Here is a 20,701-nt window from a genome sequence, read left to right as displayed (position 1 = left end):
CATGCCTAAGTTTTTTATAGAACGACCAATCTTTGCATGGGTAATTGCGATTATCACTATGCTTTCTGGTCTGTTGGCAATAATGAAATTACCTGTGGAGCAATATCCTTCTATTGCACCGCCATCGATTTCTATCTCAGCAAGTTATCCTGGAGCTGACGCAACAACAGTACAGAATACGGTTACTCAAGTTATTGAGCAAAATATGAATGGTATCGATAACTTAGTGTACATGTCTTCTAATAGTGACTCTGCTGGTCGCGTGAGTATCACACTCACCTTTGAAGCGAACACAGATCCTGATATTGCACAAGTGCAGGTACAAAATAAACTGCAACTGGCAATGCCTTTGTTACCTCAGGAAGTTCAACAGCAAGGCGTTAGCGTTGATAAAACAACCAGTTCATTTTTAATGGTCGCGGGCTTCATTTCTGAAGATGGTTCTATGACTCAGGATGATATCTCCGACTATATCGGAGCCAGTGTCAAAGACTCACTCAGCCGCGTTACTGGTGTGGGTGAAGCAATGCTGCTTGGTACTGAGTATGCCATGCGTGTCTGGCTCGATCCTGACAAGTTGCTCAATTATAAAATGACTGTACAAGATGTCATGAAGTCCATTAAGGATCAGAACAACCAAGTTGCAGCCGGTCAGCTAGGGGGAACACCTCCTGTTCCTGGGCAACGCCTGAATGTTTCCATCATTGCCCAGACACGTCTAAGTTCTCCCGAACAATTCAGCAATATCCTGATACGTGTAAATCCAGATGGTTCAAAAATCAGTCTGAGTGATGTTGCCACTGTTGAGCTTGGTGCTGAAAACTATGGCTTCATTGCCCGATTCAATGGTAAAGCTTCGTCAGGGCTCGGTATCAAATTAGCAACCGGTGCCAACGCTTTAGATACATCTAAAGCTGTCAAGAAAGTCCTGGCTGAACTGCAACCATTTTTCCCGCATGGTTTGACCGTTGTATATCCGTATGACACAACCCCCTTCGTTAAGATTTCTATTTTCGAAGTGGTGAAAACACTGGCAGAAGCTATCCTGCTGGTCTTCGTTGTCATGTATCTATTCCTGCAAAACTTCCGGGCAACACTGATCCCAACCATTGCGGTTCCGATCGTATTGCTAGGTACATTTTCAGTACTGGCCGCATTTGGTTATTCCATCAATACGTTAACCATGTTTGCCATGGTACTTGCCATCGGACTACTCGTAGACGATGCAATCGTCGTGGTAGAAAACGTTGAGCGCGTCATGCAGGAAGAAGGGCTTTCACCAAAAGAAGCAACAAAAAAATCAATGGGACAGATCCAAAGTGCTTTGGTCGGTATCGCACTGGTACTTTCTGCGGTATTTGTTCCAATGGCGTTCTTTGGTGGATCGACCGGTGCAATTTATCGTCAATTCTCGGTGACAATCGTCTCAGCAATGATATTGTCTGTCTTTGTCGCCTTGATTCTGACACCCGCACTCTGTGCAACTATGCTTAAGCCTGTTACCAAAGGTAGCCATGGCATTCAAACCGGTTTCTTTGGCTGGTTTAACCGCTTGTTCGAAAAAAGTACGCACCACTATACCGATAGTGTGGGGCGTATGCTACGTGGCACAGGACGTTATCTGTTGATTTATGTTGGACTTATCGCAGGTATGGCTCTGATATTCATGCGTATCCCCTCTTCTTTCCTTCCACAAGAAGATCAGGGGGTATTACTGGCAATGGTTCAGCTGCCTTCCGGATCAACTCAGGAGCAGACACAAAAAGTATTGGATGAAGTCAATAATTACTTCTATGTCGATGAAAAAGACGTTGTTCAATCTGTATTTACCTTAAACGGTTTTGGTTTTGCCGGTATGGGACAAAATATGGGGCTGGCCTTTGTCAGCTTAAAAGATTGGAATGAACGTAAGGTTGCAAAAGACAAAGTCCCGGCAATTCTGGACCGAGCTAACATCCGTTTTTCACAAATCAAGGAAGGGATGGTATTTGCATTTAACATTCCGGCGATTGTGGAATTAGGCTCCTCCAGCGGTTTTGACTTCCAGCTAATTGATAAAGGAAACCTTGGACATGAAGCGCTGACAAATGCACGTAACCAATTACTGGGCATGGTCGCTCAACATCCCGACATGCTAACGAGTGTTCGTCCTAATGGGCAGGATGATACTCCTCAGTACCGTTTCTATATTGATCAGGAGAAAGCAGAAGCACTGGGTGTTTCCGTCAATGACATCAACACAACATTAAGTACGATGTTTGGTGGTGCTTATGTCAATGATTTCATTGATCGGGGCCGGGTTAAAAAGGTTTATATTCAGGCCGATTCAGCTTTCCGTATGTTGCCAAAAGATATTGGCAAGCTGTATGTCCGTAACTACTTCGGTCAAATGGTGCCATTTTCTGCATTCATAGATACTTCTAAAGAACCGTGGATTTATGGTCCTCCGCGTCTGGAACGCTATAACGGATTACCATCAATGGAAATCGTCGGTGAAGCTGCCCGCGGAAAAAGTACCGGTGATGCAATGGCCCTGATGGAAAAACTTGCTTCACAATTACCACCGGGTGTTGGCTATGACTGGACGGGAATGTCTTACCAGGAACGCCTGTCAGGTAACCAGGCTCCGGCACTATACGCGCTATCATTGATAGTCGTGTTCCTCTGTCTGGCAGCATTGTATGAAAGTTGGTCCATACCATTCTCTGTAATGTTAGTTGTACCATTAGGCATTATTGGTGCATTGCTGGCAACTTTAATTCGTGGCCTGGACAACGATATTTACTTTAAAGTAGGTTTGCTAACAACAATCGGTCTGTCTGCAAAGAATGCCATCCTTATCGTTGAATTCGCCAAAGACTTGCTGGAGAAGGAAGGTAAAGGACTAATAGAGGCAACTCTGGAAGCCGCGAGGATGCGTTTACGTCCAATTCTGATGACTTCTTTGGCCTTTATGCTAGGTGTCATGCCTTTGGTCTTGAGCAATGGTGCTGGCTCTGGAGCTCAAAATGCCGTAGGAACTGGCGTACTGGGAGGTATGATTGCTGCAACATCGCTGGCAATCTATTTCGTCCCTGTATTCTTTGTTGTAATTAGACGCCGTTTCAGCAAAAAAAGTGAGGATATAAAACACATTTCATCTCCTCAATAAATTCAGTAAGTAACTTAAAAGGCCACATCTGTGGCCTTTTATATCAACCCAATGACATCAACAACAAAACATCCTCTCTTGTATCCAACACGAAAAACCACCTTTACCACAGTTAAAATAAATACTTATGAAAAATGGTCTACATTTTAAAGTGATATCTTTACGTTTTTTATAATAAATGGAAGATAAGTTAGTAACTTGACATCTGTTTCTTCTGATTACACCTTTAATGGTAAAAAGTGTTCCCCCTTGATGATGATATATGTAATAATGACGTTATATTGATTTTGAAAGTTCCAATAAATTACTCATACCCAAGTCGAATTCAAGTTGCAGCGTGATAACAAACAACTCACAAACAAGCCTCCAGAAGCCGTAGATAACTGTGCCTGGATAACATATGTGAGTGAACGCAGCCAACGCTATAATCAGCAAAAAAGTAGCAATTTGAAAGATGAAGAGTATATAATGATTTTTGTACCTACTTGCTATAACATCTACTATATTAGTATAATCCAATATATTTGATGTCATATGTGTTTACATCCATATTTTCAAGTAGCATGCTAGCTTTTAGCCTTAACTAAGTGTAAATTGCTCACCTTTTAAAAAGCGGGTTGGTGAACGCAAAAAAAATATAGAGTCTTATTATTAATAAATAATAATCATGTTTTGATAAGCTTAATTCTAAAAGAACGACTATAATAATTGATATGTATAAGCCTTAGCTCAAATAAGCCGTGCGTTGTTTACGGGAGGTGATTATGGATGAATATTCACCAAGAAGACATGATATTGCTGAATTAAAGTACTTATGTGAAAATTTAATTCACGAAGCATTTTCAGTGTTGAATCTCACTGATAATCATTGGATAAACGATCTGACTTCTGAAAAAAGCTTAAGATTAAACGAATTGATCGAACACATTACGGCGTTTTTTTGGAGTTTTAAAATTAAATATACTGATAACTACAACCTCAGTACCTTAATTGATAAATATCTGGATGAAACATATAATTTGTTTGGAAATGATAAGATAAGCTTTGTTGAACTGACAAAGTGGCAAAGCACAAATAAACACTTAACTAACATTCTGTTACATGATTTAAACGCTTCTTTAAGCAAAATCTGATAAATATATTCCTAACTATTTTTATACCAAATAAGATAAGGCGATTATGACTAAAACTGACTATCTGATGCGTTTGAGAAAATGCACTTCTATTGAAACACTGGAACGTGTAATTGAGAAAAATAAATATGAGCTTTCGGACGATGAACTAGAATTGTTCTATTCCGCCGCTGATCACCGCTTGGCTGAACTAACCATGAATAAACTCTATGATAAAATCCCGTCTTCTGTTTGGAAGTTCGTCCGCTAAGCTGCTGTGATCAGATAGGAAGTAGTGAAAGCCGGTAACTATTATCGGCTCCCCATATATTGGGCGATATGTAAACTGACTGTGGGTTAAAATGGTAGACTAAAAACCGTATCTTGAAAATGGGTGAGGGCTCTACCAGCGACATCCCAGCACACACATCCCCTGCTATGGCTGCTTCTTTCCAGACCTGACCAAGTTAACAAGTTAGCATTGCGGGAGAACCAATAGAGCCCCCATTGACGTTAGCTTTAAACTTCAAAGCGGCGGCCATTATCTTTCATACAACCTAAAATAGCAAGCCACTCCAATTTAAATGTCCATTTATTACCCACATGATAGGTAAATCTTCAAAAAAGTTGTTTTAACATACAAAACAGCTTATAGATAGATTCATGTCATCACTGACAATTGGTTCAAGTGTAATAACAAAGCAACTCAAGCCCTATGAAATCAGGGCCTATTCATTTGATTGAATATCATTACCATCAAGTTAATTACAAGCTCCATATCAGAATCAGAATAGAGATGCCATCTTTTCAGGACTAATACATAAGAGTTACAATCGTACTCTTAACCAAAATAACAAATAAAATAGTTTAATAAGATAGGTCATTAATACTTTTCTATTTAAATATATTTAATCAACATCATGTTTGAAAGATGCTTGTTTAAAGAATTGCACTTAAAAATTTGTGTTTGATCACATCCAAACAGCTATTAACCTAAATTTCTAATTAATAAAAATGACTGAAACAACTAACAAACATAATAATCAATAAACAAACTCCGTAGCCAAAATATCAATTTAAAATGATGTAATGAAATTTGTGAAATCTCTCAGAATATACTCATTTCAATCATCATGTCACTTACCCACACAATTATGATAAAAAGCGCCTATAAAAATAGCCATAAAAATCAATAAATAAGAATGAAATATAATACTTATCGCATTCTTTAATAAGTACTGATAAAATTAATAACATCCGATTTCATTTCAAAATGAAAACATAAAGAAAAAATTTACAGATTGAATAGATTTTTTATTTCCTTCATAAAATAAAAAACACCATCAAAAATTAATATGTTATTGTTTTATAAATGTTTACCTAATATTGCAAAAATAAGGGCACATTATGAATCAGGCATTGCAAAATTTAATCAATCTGATGCATCTGGAAAAGATCGAAGAAGGAATTTACCGGGGACAAAGTGAAGATTTGGGGTTTCCTCAAGTTTTTGGTGGACAAGTCATCGGTCAATCTCTGTATGCAGCAAAGCAAACAGTTGCAGACGAGCGCATAGTGAACTCCTTCCACAGCTATTTTCTCCGACCTGGTGATAGTCATAAACCAATTATTTACGATGTTGAAATATTACGTGATGGAGCCAGCTTCAGTGCCCGCCGTATCAGTGCCATACAAAATGGTCACCCTATTTTTTATATGACAGCGTCTTTTCAGGCTCACGAAGAAGGTTTTGAACACCAGAGTTCGATGCCAAAAGTTCCTCCTCCTGAAACGTTAGCCCCTCAGCAAGAAATAATTAAGAATATCTCTCATCAACTGTCTGATAAACTGAAAAGTGTGTTTTCAGCTTCTCCCCCGTTAGAAATAAGACCTATTAATTTCCATAGCCCTATTAATAATTCACCAGAAGAGCCTATTCGTTATGTCTGGTTTCGTAGCAATGGTAAGCTGCCGGAAGAGCTCTTTATTCACTATTGTCTGCTAGGTTACGCCTCAGATTTAAATTTTTTACCTACGTCATTACAACCTCATGGTGTTCACTTTATGGAGAAAAGCATCCAGGTTGCCACTATTGATCACTCTATGTGGTATCACCGCCCATTTAGGATGGATGACTGGCTACTTTACGCAATTGAGAGTCCCTCAGCATCAGGAGGTCGTGGCTTTGTTCGTGGTCATATTTATAACCGTGAAGGTCTACTTATCGCCTCTGCTGCTCAGGAGGGTGTAATCCGTAAGCGAAAACATACCCAATAAAAGAAACCCCAAGAGCATAGATAAACTATGTCCTGGGGTGTTCGAGAGCGGACCAACATAATCAACAAAACAAAAAATAGAAAGGCGGACGTTTAAACAAATTGATCAGTTGTAGGCACTTTCTCCATGTGAAGTAATATCCAACCCCTCTCTTTCTGATTCAACGCTAATACGCAATCCAACCGCAAGATCAGCAATCTTGAATGAGAAATAAGCGGTTACGGCTGACCAGACAACACACACCAATATACTGATAACCTGTATACCAAATTGTCTTAGCATAGTCATTCCTTCCGCAAACCCGGTTCCCCCCAAAGCGGAAGCAGTAAAAATACTTGTTAATAAACAACCAACAATACCGCATACGCCATGAACACCAAAGACATCACAAACATCATCAACACGCAACCAACGTTTTAATACGACTACACCCCACAAACCAATGATCCCGGCAATCACACCAATTACCAGAGCCCCTCCAATGCCAACTGTTGCAGCAGCAGGTGTGATAGCAACCAGTCCGGCAATACAACCAGAACATGCACCTAATAGAGAAGGCTTATCGCGTAATAACCATTCTGAAGAAATCCATGACAATACTGCCCCCGCAGTTGCTACCATTGTGTTCACTAATGCCAGAGCAGCAATAGCATTCACGGCCCCCGCAGAGCCAACATTGAAACCAAACCAGCCAATGTAAAGAACTGCTGTGCCAATAAAAGTCATGGGTAAGTTATGTGGTTTAAAAGCTTCCTTACCAAATCCTGAACGCTTACCCAGTAAGTAAGCACCAACTAAACCTGCAACCGCAGCATTAATATGTACAACAGTTCCACCTGCAAAATCCAATGCGCCATCCTGGGCCAGCCAACCGCCACCCCATACCATATGAGCCATAGGAATATAGGAAGCAGTAAACCACAAGACAATGAAAATCAATAAGGCAGAAAAACGGACTCTTTCACACAACGCCCCAACAACCAAAGCTACAGTAATACAACCAAAAGCTCCCTGAAAAACGACATAAATCAATTGATAAAAACTGCCACTTAAATCAGTGATGGATATGTTTTTCAGCATGAATTGCGTTAATCCACCAAAGAAAGGGTTTCCCGTCTCAAAAGCCAAGCTATACCCATAAATAACCCAAAGCACACAAACAAGTGAAAAACTTACAATCACTTGTGACATCAATGACAGAACATTCTTACGACGCAGCAACCCGCCATAAAATAGAGCAATGCCGGGTATCGTCATAAAAATCACAAGAATCGTATTTATCAGCATAAATACCGTATCAGCTTTATCAACCGTGTTTCCCGCAGCAAAAGCATAAGAAGGTACACCGGCTATGATGCTGATGATAGCTAACCATTGTTTTCTCATTTTTCACCTCCCCATTCACAGTGCCGCATCATTCGTTTCATCTGTCCTGATCCTGACAGCATGCTGTAATTCAAAGACAAAAATCTTGCCATCTCCCATTTTCCCAGTGAAAGCAGCTTGTTTTATAACATGAATGATTTCTTCTACTCGTTCATCATGGGTAGCTATATCAATTTTTACTTTGGGCAAGAAATTGACACTGTATTCTGCTCCTCGATAAAGCTCTGAATGACCTTTTTGACGCCCAAATCCCTTTACTTCTGTAACGGTCATGCCCTGTATACCTATATCAGAAAGAGCTTCCCGTACTTCTTCTAATTTAAAGGGCTTAATGATGGTAGTGATCAGTTTCATACTCCCCCCGTTTTTATCTGTATTTGTAAAATGGTATTTGCAGGAACGCATTACAAAGATATTTGCAAAGAGAATGCCAAGAATTTAAAAATGTTTTTAATCAGATGGTTACAAATAATTCGTATTGATAGGAAATATAAGGCAGGGAGTAACCTTTTCAGTCACTCCCGATATGCACACTAAATGTGCAGAGGTTCATTTAAGGTTTCACCAACCTGTTGAAGCTGATACATCTGGTAATAGCGGCCACGCCTTGCCAATAGCTGTTGATGCTGACCTTGCTCTACAATTGCACCACGATGCAGCACGAATATAGAATCAGCCTCAACAATCGTTGAAAGGCGGTGAGCTATAACCACTAAGGTTGTATGTTTACGGATCATCCGTAGAGCTTGTTGTACTGATTGTTCTGTTCCTGAATCAATATTCGCTGTCGCTTCATCCAAAATCAGAATTTGCGGTGTTTGCACCAAAACCCGAGCCATTGCCAAAAGCTGTTTTTGTCCAGCAGAAAGAGTATTTCCTTGTTCCCCCAACCTTGAACTTATACCCCTTGGTAACTTGCGAACAAACTCAGCCAGTTGTACAACTTCCAGAAACCTGCCAGACTTTTTCCTCACTAATATCCCGCCCTAACGTAATATTGTCGAAGAATGAGGCAGCCAGGACAACAGGATCTTGTTGAACTATTGCCACACCATTGCGCAAAACAGTATGAGAGAAAGAAGATACTGATCGTCCATCAAGATAAATATCACCGTCTTGCCATGGGTAATACCCCATCAGCAAATTGGCCAACGTACTTTTACCACTCCCTGTATGCCCAACAAGCGCAATAAAGCCCCGTGACGGAACATGCAGATTGATATTATGTAACACAACTTTGTCATTACGATAGGAAAAGCTTAAGTTTTCGACATCAATTCTGCCACTCACCAAAGCTTGTTGATCAACACCATACTGTTGCTGTGGACTATCCATTAACTCAAAAACCCGTTCACCTGAGACCACGGCTTGCTGTAATAACGATTGTTGTGCTGTCAGCTCAATAAGCGGTTCATTTAGGCGTCCAAGATAACTGATAAATGCATACAATACACCAACCCCAATAAAATCTGTTCCCTGAAAACCAAACAATAACAGTAGACCACACAACACTGCGGCAGAAAACAGGCTCAATAAAGGTCTTAACAGAATGCCATCCAATCGTAATGCCTGCATACGCGCCTGATAGTGAGCCCGATTAATGGCAAACAATTTCTCACCAAAACGCGCTTGCTGACGAAATTGCTGAATGACAGTCATGCCATTAATAGTCTCATTAAAAACATTGTTAATATCAGCAAGATACACTCTAACCCGTCGAACAATCGGTGTACTGAAACGCTGATAAATTATCATCACAAGAAAAACAGCAGGAAAGATCGTCAGTGCAACACATGCCATACGCCAATCCAAAAAGAACATTGCTATCAACATTGCCCCAATCAGAGCAACACTACGAAAAACAGTAGGGATGACATTCACAAATAGATCTTTGATAACCTCAGTATCATTCGTCACACGAGATATTAATTGCCCAACAGGTTGGTTATCGAAAGTGCTCAGAGGCTGACGCAGGGCTGAATCCATGACATCCGTCCTGATCTGCTGTACAACGCCAATAGATGCCTGATTAAACAACAAAGACTGGAAATAATGTAAAGCAGCCGCCACCAACTGTAATATCAAAAACACAACCGCAAGACCACTAACAACATCAAGTGGAAGATTGCCAGTTGAAACTATGTTATCGATAAAATAGCTGATAATCATCGGACCACTAACTTCAGCCAATGCAGCAATCCATAACATCAATACAGCCAGACCAATTGGCTTACGGTAGTTTTTACTGTAAGCCAACAGACGTTTTAACGATGACCAGAGTTTACGCGTATCAGACTTCTCCATATCAGTATTATTCATATTGACCATCCAATGCGGCTTCAAGTTGTTGGTAGTGGTACATATCTGAATACCAACCAGATTGCGCAATAAGCCGTTTATGCTGCCCCTGCTGAGAAATCGTACCATTTTGCATGACCAAAACATTATCTGCTTCTACTAAAGCTGATAATCTATGTGCGCTAATAATAACAGTACGTTGCTGCCGCCATTGGCTGAGATTTTTCATGATACGATGCTCAGTCTGACCATCTACAGCAGAAAGCGCATCATCCAGGATCAAAATTTCTGCATCTAATAGCAATGCTCTTGCGATAGAAATACGTTGTTTTTGCCCACCAGAAAGCATTACTCCCCGCTCTCCAACTTCAGTTTGATAACCTTGTGGTAACTGCAAAATATCATCATGCACATTCGCCAAACGGGCTACTTCTTCGATTTGTTCTTGAGTAGCATCAGGACACCCTAGGGCAATATTCCCCGCAACCGTGTCCGAAAATAGAAAAGGAGTCTGATTCACAACCGCCAATCGTGATCGCCACTCTTCCAGCCTGAGTGTAGAAACATTGCGGGATTGAAACAGTATCTTGCCATCAGCAATATCAAACTGGCGTTGTAATAAAGCAAGCAACGTACTTTTTCCTGCCCCCGTCGGACCACAAATTCCCAATAATTGACCCGGAAGTAACTGAAAACGAATATCTCGCAGAACAGGTACACTATGCTCTGGATAAACAAAGGAGTTGATATTTGCTATCAATGTCCCGCGCTCAGCGGATAAAGAGTGTGAACCATCCTCAATCACCAGAGGCTCTTGTAACAAGCTACGGATCCGTGTATATGCAGCACTGCCACGCTCAACAATATTGAACATCCATGCCAGCGCCAGCATAGGCCAAATCATTAGCCCCAAGTACATGACAAAGCTGGTCAGTTCTCCCAATGTCAGAGAACCATTCACAACCATCCAACTTCCACCACCAACAGCCAATAAATTTGCAAGCGCGATAGCAATGAAGATAATAGGGTCAAAGCGTGCATCCACACGTGCAACACGCATATTTTTACGTCCTGCCTCAGTGGCTACTTCTTCGAACTGACTGGATTGTAACTCTTCCAGCCCAAAAGCCTTTATCATTCGAATACTGGTCAGGCTTTCCTGAGCGTGGTTATTAAGCGCAGAAAAAGCGCCTTGAGCCAACTTGAAACGATGGTGAAGTTGTTGACCATATCGTTTAATCACTAATGCCATAATAGGCATAGGTAACAGTGATAATAGTGTCAATTGCCAACTGATCTCCACACTCATCACAATGAGTACAGCACACCCCATTACCAAAGCATCAACTAAAGTAAGTACTCCCTCACCTGCGGCAAAAACAACTCTATCAACATCATTGGTCGCCCTGGCGATTAAATCCCCCGTTCTATGGCGTAAATAGAATTCAGGATTTTGGCTGCTCAATCTCTGATAGAAATCACTGCGCAACTTAACAGCTAATCGATAAGAGGCACCAAATAGCCATACCCGCCAAACGTACCGTAGACCATATATGGCCAGCGCAATGATGAGCATAATGCTTATCCACATCAATAAATGACTGGATGACATTGTTTTTGCGCTGATGCCATCAACAATAATTCCAACCAAACGAGGTGGAATTAATTGCAATATCGCAATCATCACAAGAAAAATGACAGCACCTAAATAGCGACGCCATTCACTGAAAAAATACCAACTTAATTGAGAAAATAATCTCACAAACCTATTCCCGAGGTAAAAATGAAAGGATCAGCAACTACTTCACCAAAGAGATTTAAATAATTATCTAATCTGGTATGGGTAACGCCGTTGTATATTTTATTTTTTCCATTGCAAAGTTTGATGTTACATCAATCAAACCAGGGATCCCATTAACCATGCGTTTGTAGAAATGGTCATAACTTTTCATATCAACAACTTCTACGTGCATTAAATAATCATATTCCCCCGCCATACGATAGAAAGTTAAGACTTCCGGCATCTCTTTAACAAAAGAAACAAACTGCTCATACCATTCGCTACTATGCTGTTGAGTTTTTATCATCACAATCACAGTCAAGCTTAACCCAAGTTTTTCACCATTAAGTAATGCAACTTTTCCAACAATATATCCTTCATCTTCAAGCCGTTTAAGACGTTTCCAGCACGGTGTAGATGTCAAATTAACGGCTTCTGCCAACGCATTTAAGGACAGACTACAATCTTGTTGAAGCAGCTCTAGTAGCTTACGGTCTGTTTTATCTAACATACCTATATCCTGTAGAAATATTTCCTAAAAATAAAATGCAATATCAGAAAAATAACAATCTATTTCTCCGAATGTAAGAGTAATCTATACGTCAAAATGTATTTTATCCGGGGTCAATTTATGTCGTCTTTATGGGCTACCAATGCCATAAAATCTATTCAAGCTGATTATCAACGCAGTGCTGATACACATCTGATTAAACTCAATCTTCCCATGTTTCCTGGAGTTTATCTGTATCTCAAAGATGAAAGCACTCATCCCACTGGTAGTCTTAAACACCGACTTGCACGCTCCCTTTTCCTTTATGCACTCAGTAATGGTTGGATAGATGAAGGAACTCCCATTATTGAAGCCTCATCCGGCAGTACTGCTGTTTCTGAAGCCTATTTTGCTCGTTTACTTGGCTTGCCTTTTATCGCAGTGATGCCCGCTTGTACTGCTAGACGCAAAATTCAGGAAATCGAATTTTACGGCGGTAAATGCCACTTTGTAGAACATTCAGTCCAGATTTATGAAGAGTCAGAACGCCTGGCAAAAGAACTGAATGGTCATTATATGGATCAATTCACTTATGCTGAACGAGCCACTGACTGGCGTGGTAACAATAACATTGCAGAAAGCATTTTCCGTCAAATGGAATTAGAACCATTCTCTGAGCCAACTTATATTGTCATGAGTGCAGGGACTGGCGGAACGTCCGCAACACTTGGCCGTTATATGCGTTATCAAGGATATAACACTAAACTCATTGTTGTTGATCCTGAGAACTCCGTTTTCTACGACTGCTATCACCAAAATTGCAGACAAATACGCAAAAATACAAGCAGTAAAATCGAAGGTATCGGGCGTCCGCGTGCCGAACCATCTTTTATACCTCATGTTATCAATGACATGCTCCAAGTTCCTGATTGTGCTTCAATTGCCACCATCTACTGGCTCGAAAAGCTCATTGGCAGAAAAACGGGAGCATCAACAGGAACCAATGTCTGGGGTGCTTTGCAACTAGCCAAACAAATGCATGACAACAACCAGCAGGGTTCAATCGTGACATTGTTATGTGATAGCGGGGAGCGTTACCTTGATACTTATTACAACCCGGAATGGGTCAAAAATAATATCGGTGACATCACGCTATATCTCACGCAACTACCCAAGCTCAATAGTTATGAGTAACATATCTCCTTCAATTTAAAGAGGCAGGTATCATGAAACGAGCTGTTGTTGTATTCAGTGGTGGACAAGATTCCACCACTTGTTTAATTCAAGCACTTCACCAATATGATGAGGTTCACTGTGTCACTTTTGACTATGGTCAACGCCACCGAGCTGAAATTGATGTTGCCAGCCGTATCAGTAAAGAGCTAGGAGCGGCTGCTCATAAGGTACTTGATGTTACTTTATTGAATGAGCTTGCTATCAGCAGCCTGACAAGAGATAACATTCCCGTACCAGATTTCAGCGAAAGCGAAAAAAGTGGCCTACCGAATACATTTGTTCCCGGTCGTAATATTTTGTTTTTAACTCTGGCAGCAATTTATGCATATCAGGTTGAAGCTGAAGCCGTTATCACCGGTGTTTGTGAAACTGATTTTTCCGGCTATCCTGATTGTCGCGATGAGTTTGTCAAGTCCCTGAATAATGCCGTTTGTCTCGGTATCGCCAGAGATATCCGCTTTGAAACTCCATTAATGTGGCTGAACAAAGCGGAAACCTGGGCATTAGCTGATTATTACCAGAAACTGGATTTTGTTCGCACTCAAACTCTCACTTGTTATAACGGAATACAGGGTGATGGTTGTAGTGAGTGCGCCGCCTGCCATCTTCGAGCTAATGGATTAAATCTTTATTTAAACAATACCAAGCTCACAATGGCAGAAATGAAATCCAAAACACAACTTGACTAGATAATTCAGGCTATCAGTGAGAGGGATAAAATACCTCTCACTTCACTGCTTCATTCTTAAACTCATCAAACCTGTCTCTTAATTCACCTTCCAATACTAACGTTTGTTGAGTTTTTAAATCAATACAAACAAATGTAGTCATAGAATCGGCGATAATTCGGTTATCGCCTTTACGTATAATCTCCTGGAAAAAAGAGCCGCTTTTGTTACGTAATTCCTGCAAGGACGATTTCACTTCCAACTCATCTCCTAATACAGCAGGATGACGATAATTAATATTGATATTGGCTACAATAAAAGCAATTTTATTATTATTTAGCCATCGTAACATGTCACTTTCAGCGAGTAAATCCCATCGAGCCGCCTCCATAAACTCCAAATAACGTCCATTATTTACATGCTGAAAAACATCGATATGATAACCTCTGACTTTTATAATCGTGCTCATTGCTATTTTCCTTTCAACTCATCTGACCAGTCAATTCATTTACAATAGCAAAACATTTTAATTACAATAGCGTTTAATCAATTATTCTTGATCAGTATCACAGCCCTCTTGGTAAAATCATCAGCACATTCATCAAGAGGGCTTGTAATCAGTAGGTTAATTTATCCCGGTTTTTCTCTATAAAAGCAGGACCAATGCCTTGTACTTCCTGTAACTGCTCAATTGCTGTGAATGGGCCATACTTTTCACGGTATTCAATAATTGCCTGTGCTTTTTTGGCACCAACACCATTAAGTGCTTTCGCTAATTCTTCAGCATTCGCTGTATTGATATTAATACTTCCTTTTCCTGAGAGCGCTTTTTCTTCCTTATCCCTTGATTCGCTTTTCTCAGTAGTGGGCTTATGCAGATCGGGTGATTGTGTCAGTACCACTTTATTAACAGACTCTCCTGCTGCAATAGCATGAGATAACGGCATACTAATACCAAAAGTAAGAATGAATGAATTAAATAATATCCTTAAATACTTCATAAAAATGTCTCCATGTTTTGTTGATGGAGGAAAGAGTGCCACAACAAAAATTCAGAACAACAAGAAAGATTCAAATATGCGAAAGGCCACGAAAGTGGCCTTTTTCAATTACTGTTTTGCAAAATCAGTTGCGAGTAACTTCGCAATTTACTCAATTTGCCCTATTTTAATTTCAGCATTATCACGTAAATTAGCGACTAAAGATTCCAGCATAGCATTACCCATCTGGTACTGCTCAACCATCATATATTGTTTAAGCTGCTCTTCTGAAACAGAGCCAGGCACAACTTTATCCAATTGAACCAAAACAGCATTGCCAAGCCCATCATGAGCTAATCCATATGCTGGTTTACCATCTTTAGGATGAGGCAGGGTAAATACCACATCAGTAATCGGGTTGGCTTGTGGCATACGTGTCATTGGGGTTGGTTCACCAAACTGGAGCCCTGCTGCTTTTAGAGCTTGTTCGCCTTTACCTTCTTTTAATGCTGTAAGAAGATTTTCACCATCAGCCTGTAACTGTTTTTCAGCTTTTTGACGTTTTACTAATTCAGTAACCTGAGTTTTGGCCTCTTCAAATGGCAGAATGGATTCAGGTTTAACATCATCCACCCGGATAATAAAGGCCCTGTCACCATCAACAGAGATTACATCAGAGTTAGTTCCTGAAGCGCCTTTATCATCCATCAAATTACCAAAGAAAATAGCCTGGACTACCTGACTGAAATTAATATCAGCTGGGATATGATCTCGGTCAAACCAATCAGTAGTAACCGCTTTATAACCAGCGGCCTGTTCTGCCGCAGCTAAGGACTCATTATCATTGGCAGCAGCTTCACTGACTTTTCTCTGCAATGCATAAAACGCATCAATCGCTTTTTCTTGTTTTACCGTTTTTTCTATTGTTGTGCGTTCATCCGCTAATGGCTTGACTACCTGAGGTTTAATGTCGTCCAAACGGAAGATTGCATACCCATTAGATAATTTGATGATATCAGAAAGTTGCTCTTTTTCCGTTAAATGAGCGGATTTGATCTCATCAGGTGAAGAACTGTCTTCCATCCAGCCAAGATCCCCTCCTTGCTGAGCAGAATATTTATCCGTCGATTTTTCTGCTGCCAATTTGCTGAAATCGGCACCTTTTTTCAATTCATCAAGAATCGATTTTGCATCGGCTTCAGACGCAAGCTGGATGAGACTGTATTTCTTCCTTTCTGGTTGTGTATATTTTGACAGGTTATTTTTATAATACTTTTCAATATCAGCATCAGTTACGGTAACACTTTTCAGCTCATCCGCAGCATCCATCTTGATATAGCTGACTTTAACTTTCTCAGGCACTGTGAAGCGTTTACTATTCATATCATAGTAATTTTTCAGTTCTTGCTCTGTTACTGTCTGCTTCGCTTCAACTGATTTCAGTTCAAGAGTTGCCAAACGAACCATTCTTTCTTGCAAAGACAATTCTGCCCTCTGTTTAATTTCTGTCGGCAAAGCAATTTCTGAACCCAGTAACGTTGCACGAAGTTGACGGGTAATCAATTCCTGCCGAACTTGTTCCGCATAAGCATCTGGATTCAGGCCAGCTCTGGTTAACGTTTCCAGATATTTATTGTTATCAAATTTGCCATCCTCGGTCTGGAAATAAGGTTGTTTGCGGATCTCGGCTTTCACTTGCTCATCACTTGCTGATAGACCCAACTTATTTGCATATTGTTCAAGTAAGACCGCATTAATAATACTATCCAATGACTGGCGTTTCAGCAGTCTCACTTGCTGCTCATTACTTAGCAGAGTTGAAAATTGATCTCCCAGTCTTTCCTGTAATGAAATTTTTTCTTGTTGAAATACCTGCTCCAACTGAGCACGACTAATGGTTTGACCATTCACTTTGGCAGCATAATTACCGCCTTCACTTGACAGGTAGCCTGTTACACCTGTCACCAAAAAGGTCAGGATAATTAGAGCCAACACGATTTTAAGCACTGGGCCGTTTGCCGCCGTGCGTAGGTTGTCCATCATAAAGACGTAAAACTCCGCTTTAGTGAAAAAGAAACTATTATCTTACGCTAATTCGAACGCTAAGAGAAAAAAAGCGCATCAATCAAGTGATGCGCTTATATTCTAACCTATCAGTTAGATCCAGTCAGTTTATAACTGTCACAGTAAATGAGACAGGTTGTTTATGTTCATTACCCGTTGACCGCATCTTTCAGCCCTTTTCCTGCACGGAAAGCGGGTACTTTTGCTGCTGCTATTTTGATTTCCTTGCCTGTCTGAGGGTTACGTCCTGTACGAGCAGCACGCTCACGTACAGTAAATGTGCCAAACCCTACCAAAACGACATCATCACCGTCTTTCAATGCACCAGATACTGAAGAAATGAATGCATCTACTACACGCCCGGCAGCTGCCTTAGAAATATTTACATCAGCAGCAATTTTGTCGATCAGTTGTGACTTATTCACTCTTATCATCCCCATTTAGTTTTATACCCTTAATCTTTCAAGTTACCTGTTTGTTGACTACGCTACTTTTTACAACGATTCCCGGTCACATAGTTATCTATGCTCCTGGAGATTCGTTCCCTTGCCGCCACAATGCAACTTGAAATCTATTAGGCATACTATCGTAACAAACACCTATTCAGAACGGATAACACAACAGTCTTGCCGTCATATCAACCAATTCCAGTATTAGCAAGAAATTATAGAACAGCAAAATATTTAATCAGATCTTTAGATTAAACTAACTTAATGAGACAAAAAAAGGCTGGCAAGCCTGAATTGACTTACCAACCTAGTTTTTATAAAGAGTCTTGAGTTAGCTCACTATTTTTGTACTACTTTAGTGAGACAACCTCAGCCCCAAATGCAGGATCTTGTAAGGCAATAGTTAAAACGTCTTCTATACGCTTAACCGGATGAATTTCCAAATCCTGAATTATATTTTGAGGGATCTCTTCCAGATCTCGTTTATTTTCATAAGGAATAATGACCGTTTTAATTCCCCCACGATGAGCTGCCAACAGTTTTTCTTTCAAACCACCGATAGGCAAGACAAGACCACGCAGAGTAATTTCACCTGTCATAGCTACATCAGCATGAACCGGATTACCTGTCAGACAAGAAACCAGTGCTGTACACATTGCAATACCTGCACTTGGGCCATCTTTCGGTGTTGCACCCTCTGGGACATGAACGTGAATATCACGCTTTTCATGGAAATCAGAATTGACACCCAACTTATCTGCACGAGCCCGAACTACAGTCAGTGCGGCCTGAATGGATTCTTGCATCACTTCACCCAACGAACCGGTATAAGTCAATTTCCCTTTACCCGGTACACTGGCCGTTTCAATTGTCAGCAAATCACCACCGACTTCTGTCCATGCAAGCCCTGTAGCTTGACCAACACGGTTTTCAGTATCTGCACGACCATAATCCACTTTCTGAACACCCAAATACTCTTTCAGGTTATCAGCATTGATCTCGATATGCTTAAGCTGCTTATCCATCAACAGAGCCTTGACCGCCTTACGACACAGCTTGGAAATTTCACGTTCCAAACTACGCACGCCAGCTTCGCGGGTGTAATAACGGATTATGCTAATAATCGCTCCATCATCAATGGTCAATTCGCCTTTTTTCAAGGCATTGCGTTCGATCTGTTTCGGCAACAAGTGACGCTTGGCAATATTTAGCTTCTCGTCTTCGGTATAACCTGATAAACGGATCACTTCCATACGATCTAACAAAGGTGCCGAAATGTTCATAGAGTTGGATGTTGCCACAAACATCACATCGGACAAATCATAGTCCACTTCAAGGTAGTGATCGTTAAATGTCACGTTTTGTTCAGGATCAAGTACCTCCAGCAAAGCAGCAGCAGGATCACCGCGCATGTCAGATGACATTTTGTCAATTTCATCCAACAAGAACAGTGGGTTTTTAACTCCTACTTTGGACATTTTTTGAATTAATTTACCCGGCATTGAACCGATATAGGTACGACGATGCCCACGTATTTCAGCTTCATCACGTACACCGCCCAGAGCCATACGAATATACTTACGACCTGTAGCTCGAGCAATGGAGCGTCCCAGTGAGGTTTTACCCACACCCGGCGGTCCAACCAGACAAAGAATTGGGCCTCTGATTTTACTGACCCGGCTTTGCACTGCCAGATATTCAAGGATACGTTCTTTCACTCGCTCCAAACCATAATGGTCTATATCAAGTATTTCCTGCGCCTTCACCAAATCTTTTTTTACTTTACTGCGTGCGTTCCAGGGAACCTGCACTATCCAGTCAATGTAGCTGCGAACAACTGTTGCTTCTGCCGACATTGGGGACATCATTTTTAATTTTTGCAGCTCAGCTTCCGCCTTTTCCCGTGCCTCTTTTGGCATTTTGGCGTCTTCGATCTTACGTTTCAGAGTTTCATATTCATCAGGTGCATCATCCATCTCACCCAATTCTTTCTGGATCGCTTTCATTTGCTCGTTCAGGTAGTATTCGCGCTGACTTTTTTCCATCTGTTTTTTAACGCGATTACGGATACGCTTTTCTACCTGTAGCAGATCGATTTCTGATTCCATCATAGCAATCAGATATTCAATGCGTTCAACAACATCAGACATCTCTAAAACAGCCTGCTTGTCATTGATTTTCAATGGCATATGGGCAGCAATGGTATCTGCCAATTTTGCTGCATCTTCAATGCTGTGCAATGATGTCAGTACTTCCGGCGGGATTTTTTTATTCAGTTTGATATAGCCTTCAAACTGATTAATGGCGGTTCTTACCAGAACTTCTTGCTCACGCTCATCAACAATCGGGGAATCCAGATATTCAACCTGCGCATAAAAGTACTCTCCATTATCTGTTAATGTTGTAATACGAGCACGCTGCAAGCCTTCAACCAGAACTTTCACTGTACCGTCTGGTAATTTCAACATCTGTAGAACAGAAGCTACTGTACCTACGGAGAACAGATCATTGACTCCCGGTTCATCAGTGGATGCTTCTTTCTGCGCTACCAACATGACCTGTTTGTCATGATCCATTGCTGCTTCCAGACAATGAATCGACTTTTCTCGCCCAACAAACAGAGGGATCACCATATGTGGGTAAACCACTACATCGCGCAAAGGCAATACAGGGATTTCTATGCGTTCGGAACGCTCAGGGTTCATAGAGCTCTCTCTTCGTTTAGCTTTCGCCAGTTTTTAGGAATCTCGTGAAACACGGTTTTCACGAGTTTCACTTCAAAGAATATAAAATATATGGGGACAGGAATC

At 40.8% G+C, this 20,701-nt stretch carries 15 protein-coding genes, 1 other RNA gene and 1 pseudogene; 6 read left to right on the top strand and 11 right to left on the bottom strand.

Translation table 11 applies throughout. The features are described from left to right. Position 1: 1 nt before the first annotated feature. The 3 genes from BDD26_RS09160 (at position 2) to BDD26_RS09145 (ending at position 4,534) form a co-directional block, all read left to right on the top strand. A complete protein-coding gene (locus BDD26_RS09160) occupies positions 2 to 3,151 on the top strand; it encodes an efflux RND transporter permease subunit (RefSeq protein WP_115826354.1) in 3,150 nt (1,049 codons plus the stop codon). A gap of 764 nt (positions 3,152 to 3,915) precedes the next feature. Beyond that, a complete protein-coding gene (gene tomB / locus BDD26_RS09150; protein ID WP_115826353.1) occupies positions 3,916 to 4,284 on the top strand; it encodes an Hha toxicity modulator TomB in 369 nt (122 codons plus the stop codon). 46 nt (positions 4,285 to 4,330) lie between these two features. Next, on the top strand, positions 4,331 to 4,534 hold the full coding sequence (locus BDD26_RS09145; protein WP_010845060.1) for an HHA domain-containing protein: 204 nt from the start codon (positions 4,331 to 4,333) through the stop codon (positions 4,532 to 4,534). 130 nt (positions 4,535 to 4,664) lie between these two features. Here BDD26_RS09145 and ffs read toward each other — a convergent pair. Further along, an RNA gene (ffs, locus tag BDD26_RS09140) (signal recognition particle sRNA small type) lies at positions 4,665 to 4,761 on the bottom strand. Positions 4,762 to 5,670: 909 nt separating this feature from the next. Between ffs and tesB the strand changes: the two genes are divergently transcribed. Continuing rightward, positions 5,671 to 6,540: an acyl-CoA thioesterase II gene (gene tesB, locus BDD26_RS09135; protein WP_115826352.1), complete on the top strand. Its 870-nt coding sequence runs from the start codon at positions 5,671 to 5,673 to the stop codon at positions 6,538 to 6,540. 105 nt (positions 6,541 to 6,645) lie between these two features. On the opposite strand, the gene amtB is transcribed toward tesB, so the two are convergent. The 5 genes and pseudogenes from amtB to BDD26_RS09110 form a co-directional block, all read right to left on the bottom strand. Next, positions 6,646 to 7,926 carry an ammonium transporter AmtB gene (amtB, locus tag BDD26_RS09130; RefSeq protein ID WP_038262242.1) on the bottom strand — a complete coding sequence of 427 codons (1,281 nt, stop codon included), beginning with the start codon at positions 7,924 to 7,926 and terminating at the stop codon, positions 6,646 to 6,648. A gap of 15 nt (positions 7,927 to 7,941) precedes the next feature. Further along, positions 7,942 to 8,280, bottom strand: coding sequence for a P-II family nitrogen regulator (gene glnK / locus BDD26_RS09125; RefSeq protein ID WP_038262238.1), 339 nt, complete (start codon positions 8,278 to 8,280; stop codon positions 7,942 to 7,944). A 179-nt stretch (positions 8,281 to 8,459) separates the two neighbouring features. Beyond that, positions 8,460 to 10,230: pseudogene (locus BDD26_RS09120) on the bottom strand (SmdB family multidrug efflux ABC transporter permease/ATP-binding protein). A 7-nt stretch (positions 10,231 to 10,237) separates the two neighbouring features. Then, positions 10,238 to 11,986, bottom strand: a complete 1,749-nt coding sequence (locus tag BDD26_RS09115) for a SmdA family multidrug ABC transporter permease/ATP-binding protein (protein WP_115826351.1) — start codon at positions 11,984 to 11,986, stop codon at positions 10,238 to 10,240. Between the two features lie 67 nt (positions 11,987 to 12,053). Further along, on the bottom strand, positions 12,054 to 12,515 hold the full coding sequence (locus BDD26_RS09110; RefSeq protein WP_038262227.1) for an Lrp/AsnC family transcriptional regulator: 462 nt from the start codon (positions 12,513 to 12,515) through the stop codon (positions 12,054 to 12,056). Positions 12,516 to 12,635: 120 nt separating this feature from the next. Between BDD26_RS09110 and BDD26_RS09105 the strand changes: the two genes are divergently transcribed. Continuing rightward, complete coding sequence (locus BDD26_RS09105) at positions 12,636 to 13,688, top strand: PLP-dependent cysteine synthase family protein (protein ID WP_115826350.1); 1,053 nt, start codon at positions 12,636 to 12,638, stop codon at positions 13,686 to 13,688. 32 nt (positions 13,689 to 13,720) lie between these two features. After that, entirely contained in the window at positions 13,721 to 14,419 is a 699-nt protein-coding gene (gene queC / locus BDD26_RS09100) for a 7-cyano-7-deazaguanine synthase QueC (RefSeq protein ID WP_115826349.1), read from the top strand. A 37-nt stretch (positions 14,420 to 14,456) separates the two neighbouring features. Here queC and BDD26_RS09095 read toward each other — a convergent pair whose 3' ends face one another. The 5 genes from BDD26_RS09095 to lon all read right to left on the bottom strand — a co-directional run bounded on the left by BDD26_RS09095 (position 14,457) and on the right by lon (position 20,596). Then, on the bottom strand, positions 14,457 to 14,867 hold the full coding sequence (locus tag BDD26_RS09095) for an acyl-CoA thioesterase (RefSeq protein WP_038262218.1): 411 nt from the start codon (positions 14,865 to 14,867) through the stop codon (positions 14,457 to 14,459). A gap of 148 nt (positions 14,868 to 15,015) precedes the next feature. Continuing rightward, positions 15,016 to 15,399 carry a ComEA family DNA-binding protein gene (locus BDD26_RS09090; RefSeq protein WP_115826348.1) on the bottom strand — a complete coding sequence of 128 codons (384 nt, stop codon included), beginning with the start codon at positions 15,397 to 15,399 and terminating at the stop codon, positions 15,016 to 15,018. Between the two features lie 147 nt (positions 15,400 to 15,546). After that, positions 15,547 to 17,421: a peptidylprolyl isomerase gene (gene ppiD / locus BDD26_RS09085; protein ID WP_115826347.1), complete on the bottom strand. Its 1,875-nt coding sequence runs from the start codon at positions 17,419 to 17,421 to the stop codon at positions 15,547 to 15,549. A 170-nt stretch (positions 17,422 to 17,591) separates the two neighbouring features. Continuing rightward, complete coding sequence (gene hupB / locus BDD26_RS09080; RefSeq protein ID WP_038262209.1) at positions 17,592 to 17,867, bottom strand: nucleoid-associated protein HU-beta; 276 nt, start codon at positions 17,865 to 17,867, stop codon at positions 17,592 to 17,594. A gap of 374 nt (positions 17,868 to 18,241) precedes the next feature. Further along, positions 18,242 to 20,596 carry an endopeptidase La gene (gene lon / locus BDD26_RS09075; RefSeq protein ID WP_038262206.1) on the bottom strand — a complete coding sequence of 785 codons (2,355 nt, stop codon included), beginning with the start codon at positions 20,594 to 20,596 and terminating at the stop codon, positions 18,242 to 18,244. Positions 20,597 to 20,701 lie beyond the last annotated feature (105 nt).

Origin of the sequence: Xenorhabdus cabanillasii, assembly GCF_003386665.1 — a bacterium.
Classification (GTDB): domain Bacteria; phylum Pseudomonadota; class Gammaproteobacteria; order Enterobacterales; family Enterobacteriaceae; genus Xenorhabdus; species Xenorhabdus cabanillasii.
This window is presented reverse-complemented; position numbering and strand designations above follow the sequence as displayed.

What these genes read in the sequence shown, in the direction of transcription:
- lon (WP_038262206.1), bottom strand. Translation starts at nt 20,596, where the DNA reads ATGAACCCTGAGCGTTCCGAACGCATAGAAATCCCTGTATTGCCTTTG.
- BDD26_RS09105 (WP_115826350.1), top strand. Translation starts at nt 12,636, where the DNA reads ATGTCGTCTTTATGGGCTACCAATGCCATAAAATCTATTCAAGCTGAT.
- ppiD (WP_115826347.1), bottom strand. Translation starts at nt 17,421, where the DNA reads ATGATGGACAACCTACGCACGGCGGCAAACGGCCCAGTGCTTAAAATC.
- BDD26_RS09160 (WP_115826354.1), top strand. Translation starts at nt 2, where the DNA reads ATGCCTAAGTTTTTTATAGAACGACCAATCTTTGCATGGGTAATTGCG.
- tesB (WP_115826352.1), top strand. Translation starts at nt 5,671, where the DNA reads ATGAATCAGGCATTGCAAAATTTAATCAATCTGATGCATCTGGAAAAG.
- glnK (WP_038262238.1), bottom strand. Translation starts at nt 8,280, where the DNA reads ATGAAACTGATCACTACCATCATTAAGCCCTTTAAATTAGAAGAAGTA.
- queC (WP_115826349.1), top strand. Translation starts at nt 13,721, where the DNA reads ATGAAACGAGCTGTTGTTGTATTCAGTGGTGGACAAGATTCCACCACT.
- BDD26_RS09095 (WP_038262218.1), bottom strand. Translation starts at nt 14,867, where the DNA reads ATGAGCACGATTATAAAAGTCAGAGGTTATCATATCGATGTTTTTCAG.
- amtB (WP_038262242.1), bottom strand. Translation starts at nt 7,926, where the DNA reads ATGAGAAAACAATGGTTAGCTATCATCAGCATCATAGCCGGTGTACCT.
- BDD26_RS09090 (WP_115826348.1), bottom strand. Translation starts at nt 15,399, where the DNA reads ATGAAGTATTTAAGGATATTATTTAATTCATTCATTCTTACTTTTGGT.
- BDD26_RS09110 (WP_038262227.1), bottom strand. Translation starts at nt 12,515, where the DNA reads ATGTTAGATAAAACAGACCGTAAGCTACTAGAGCTGCTTCAACAAGAT.
- BDD26_RS09145 (WP_010845060.1), top strand. Translation starts at nt 4,331, where the DNA reads ATGACTAAAACTGACTATCTGATGCGTTTGAGAAAATGCACTTCTATT.
- tomB (WP_115826353.1), top strand. Translation starts at nt 3,916, where the DNA reads ATGGATGAATATTCACCAAGAAGACATGATATTGCTGAATTAAAGTAC.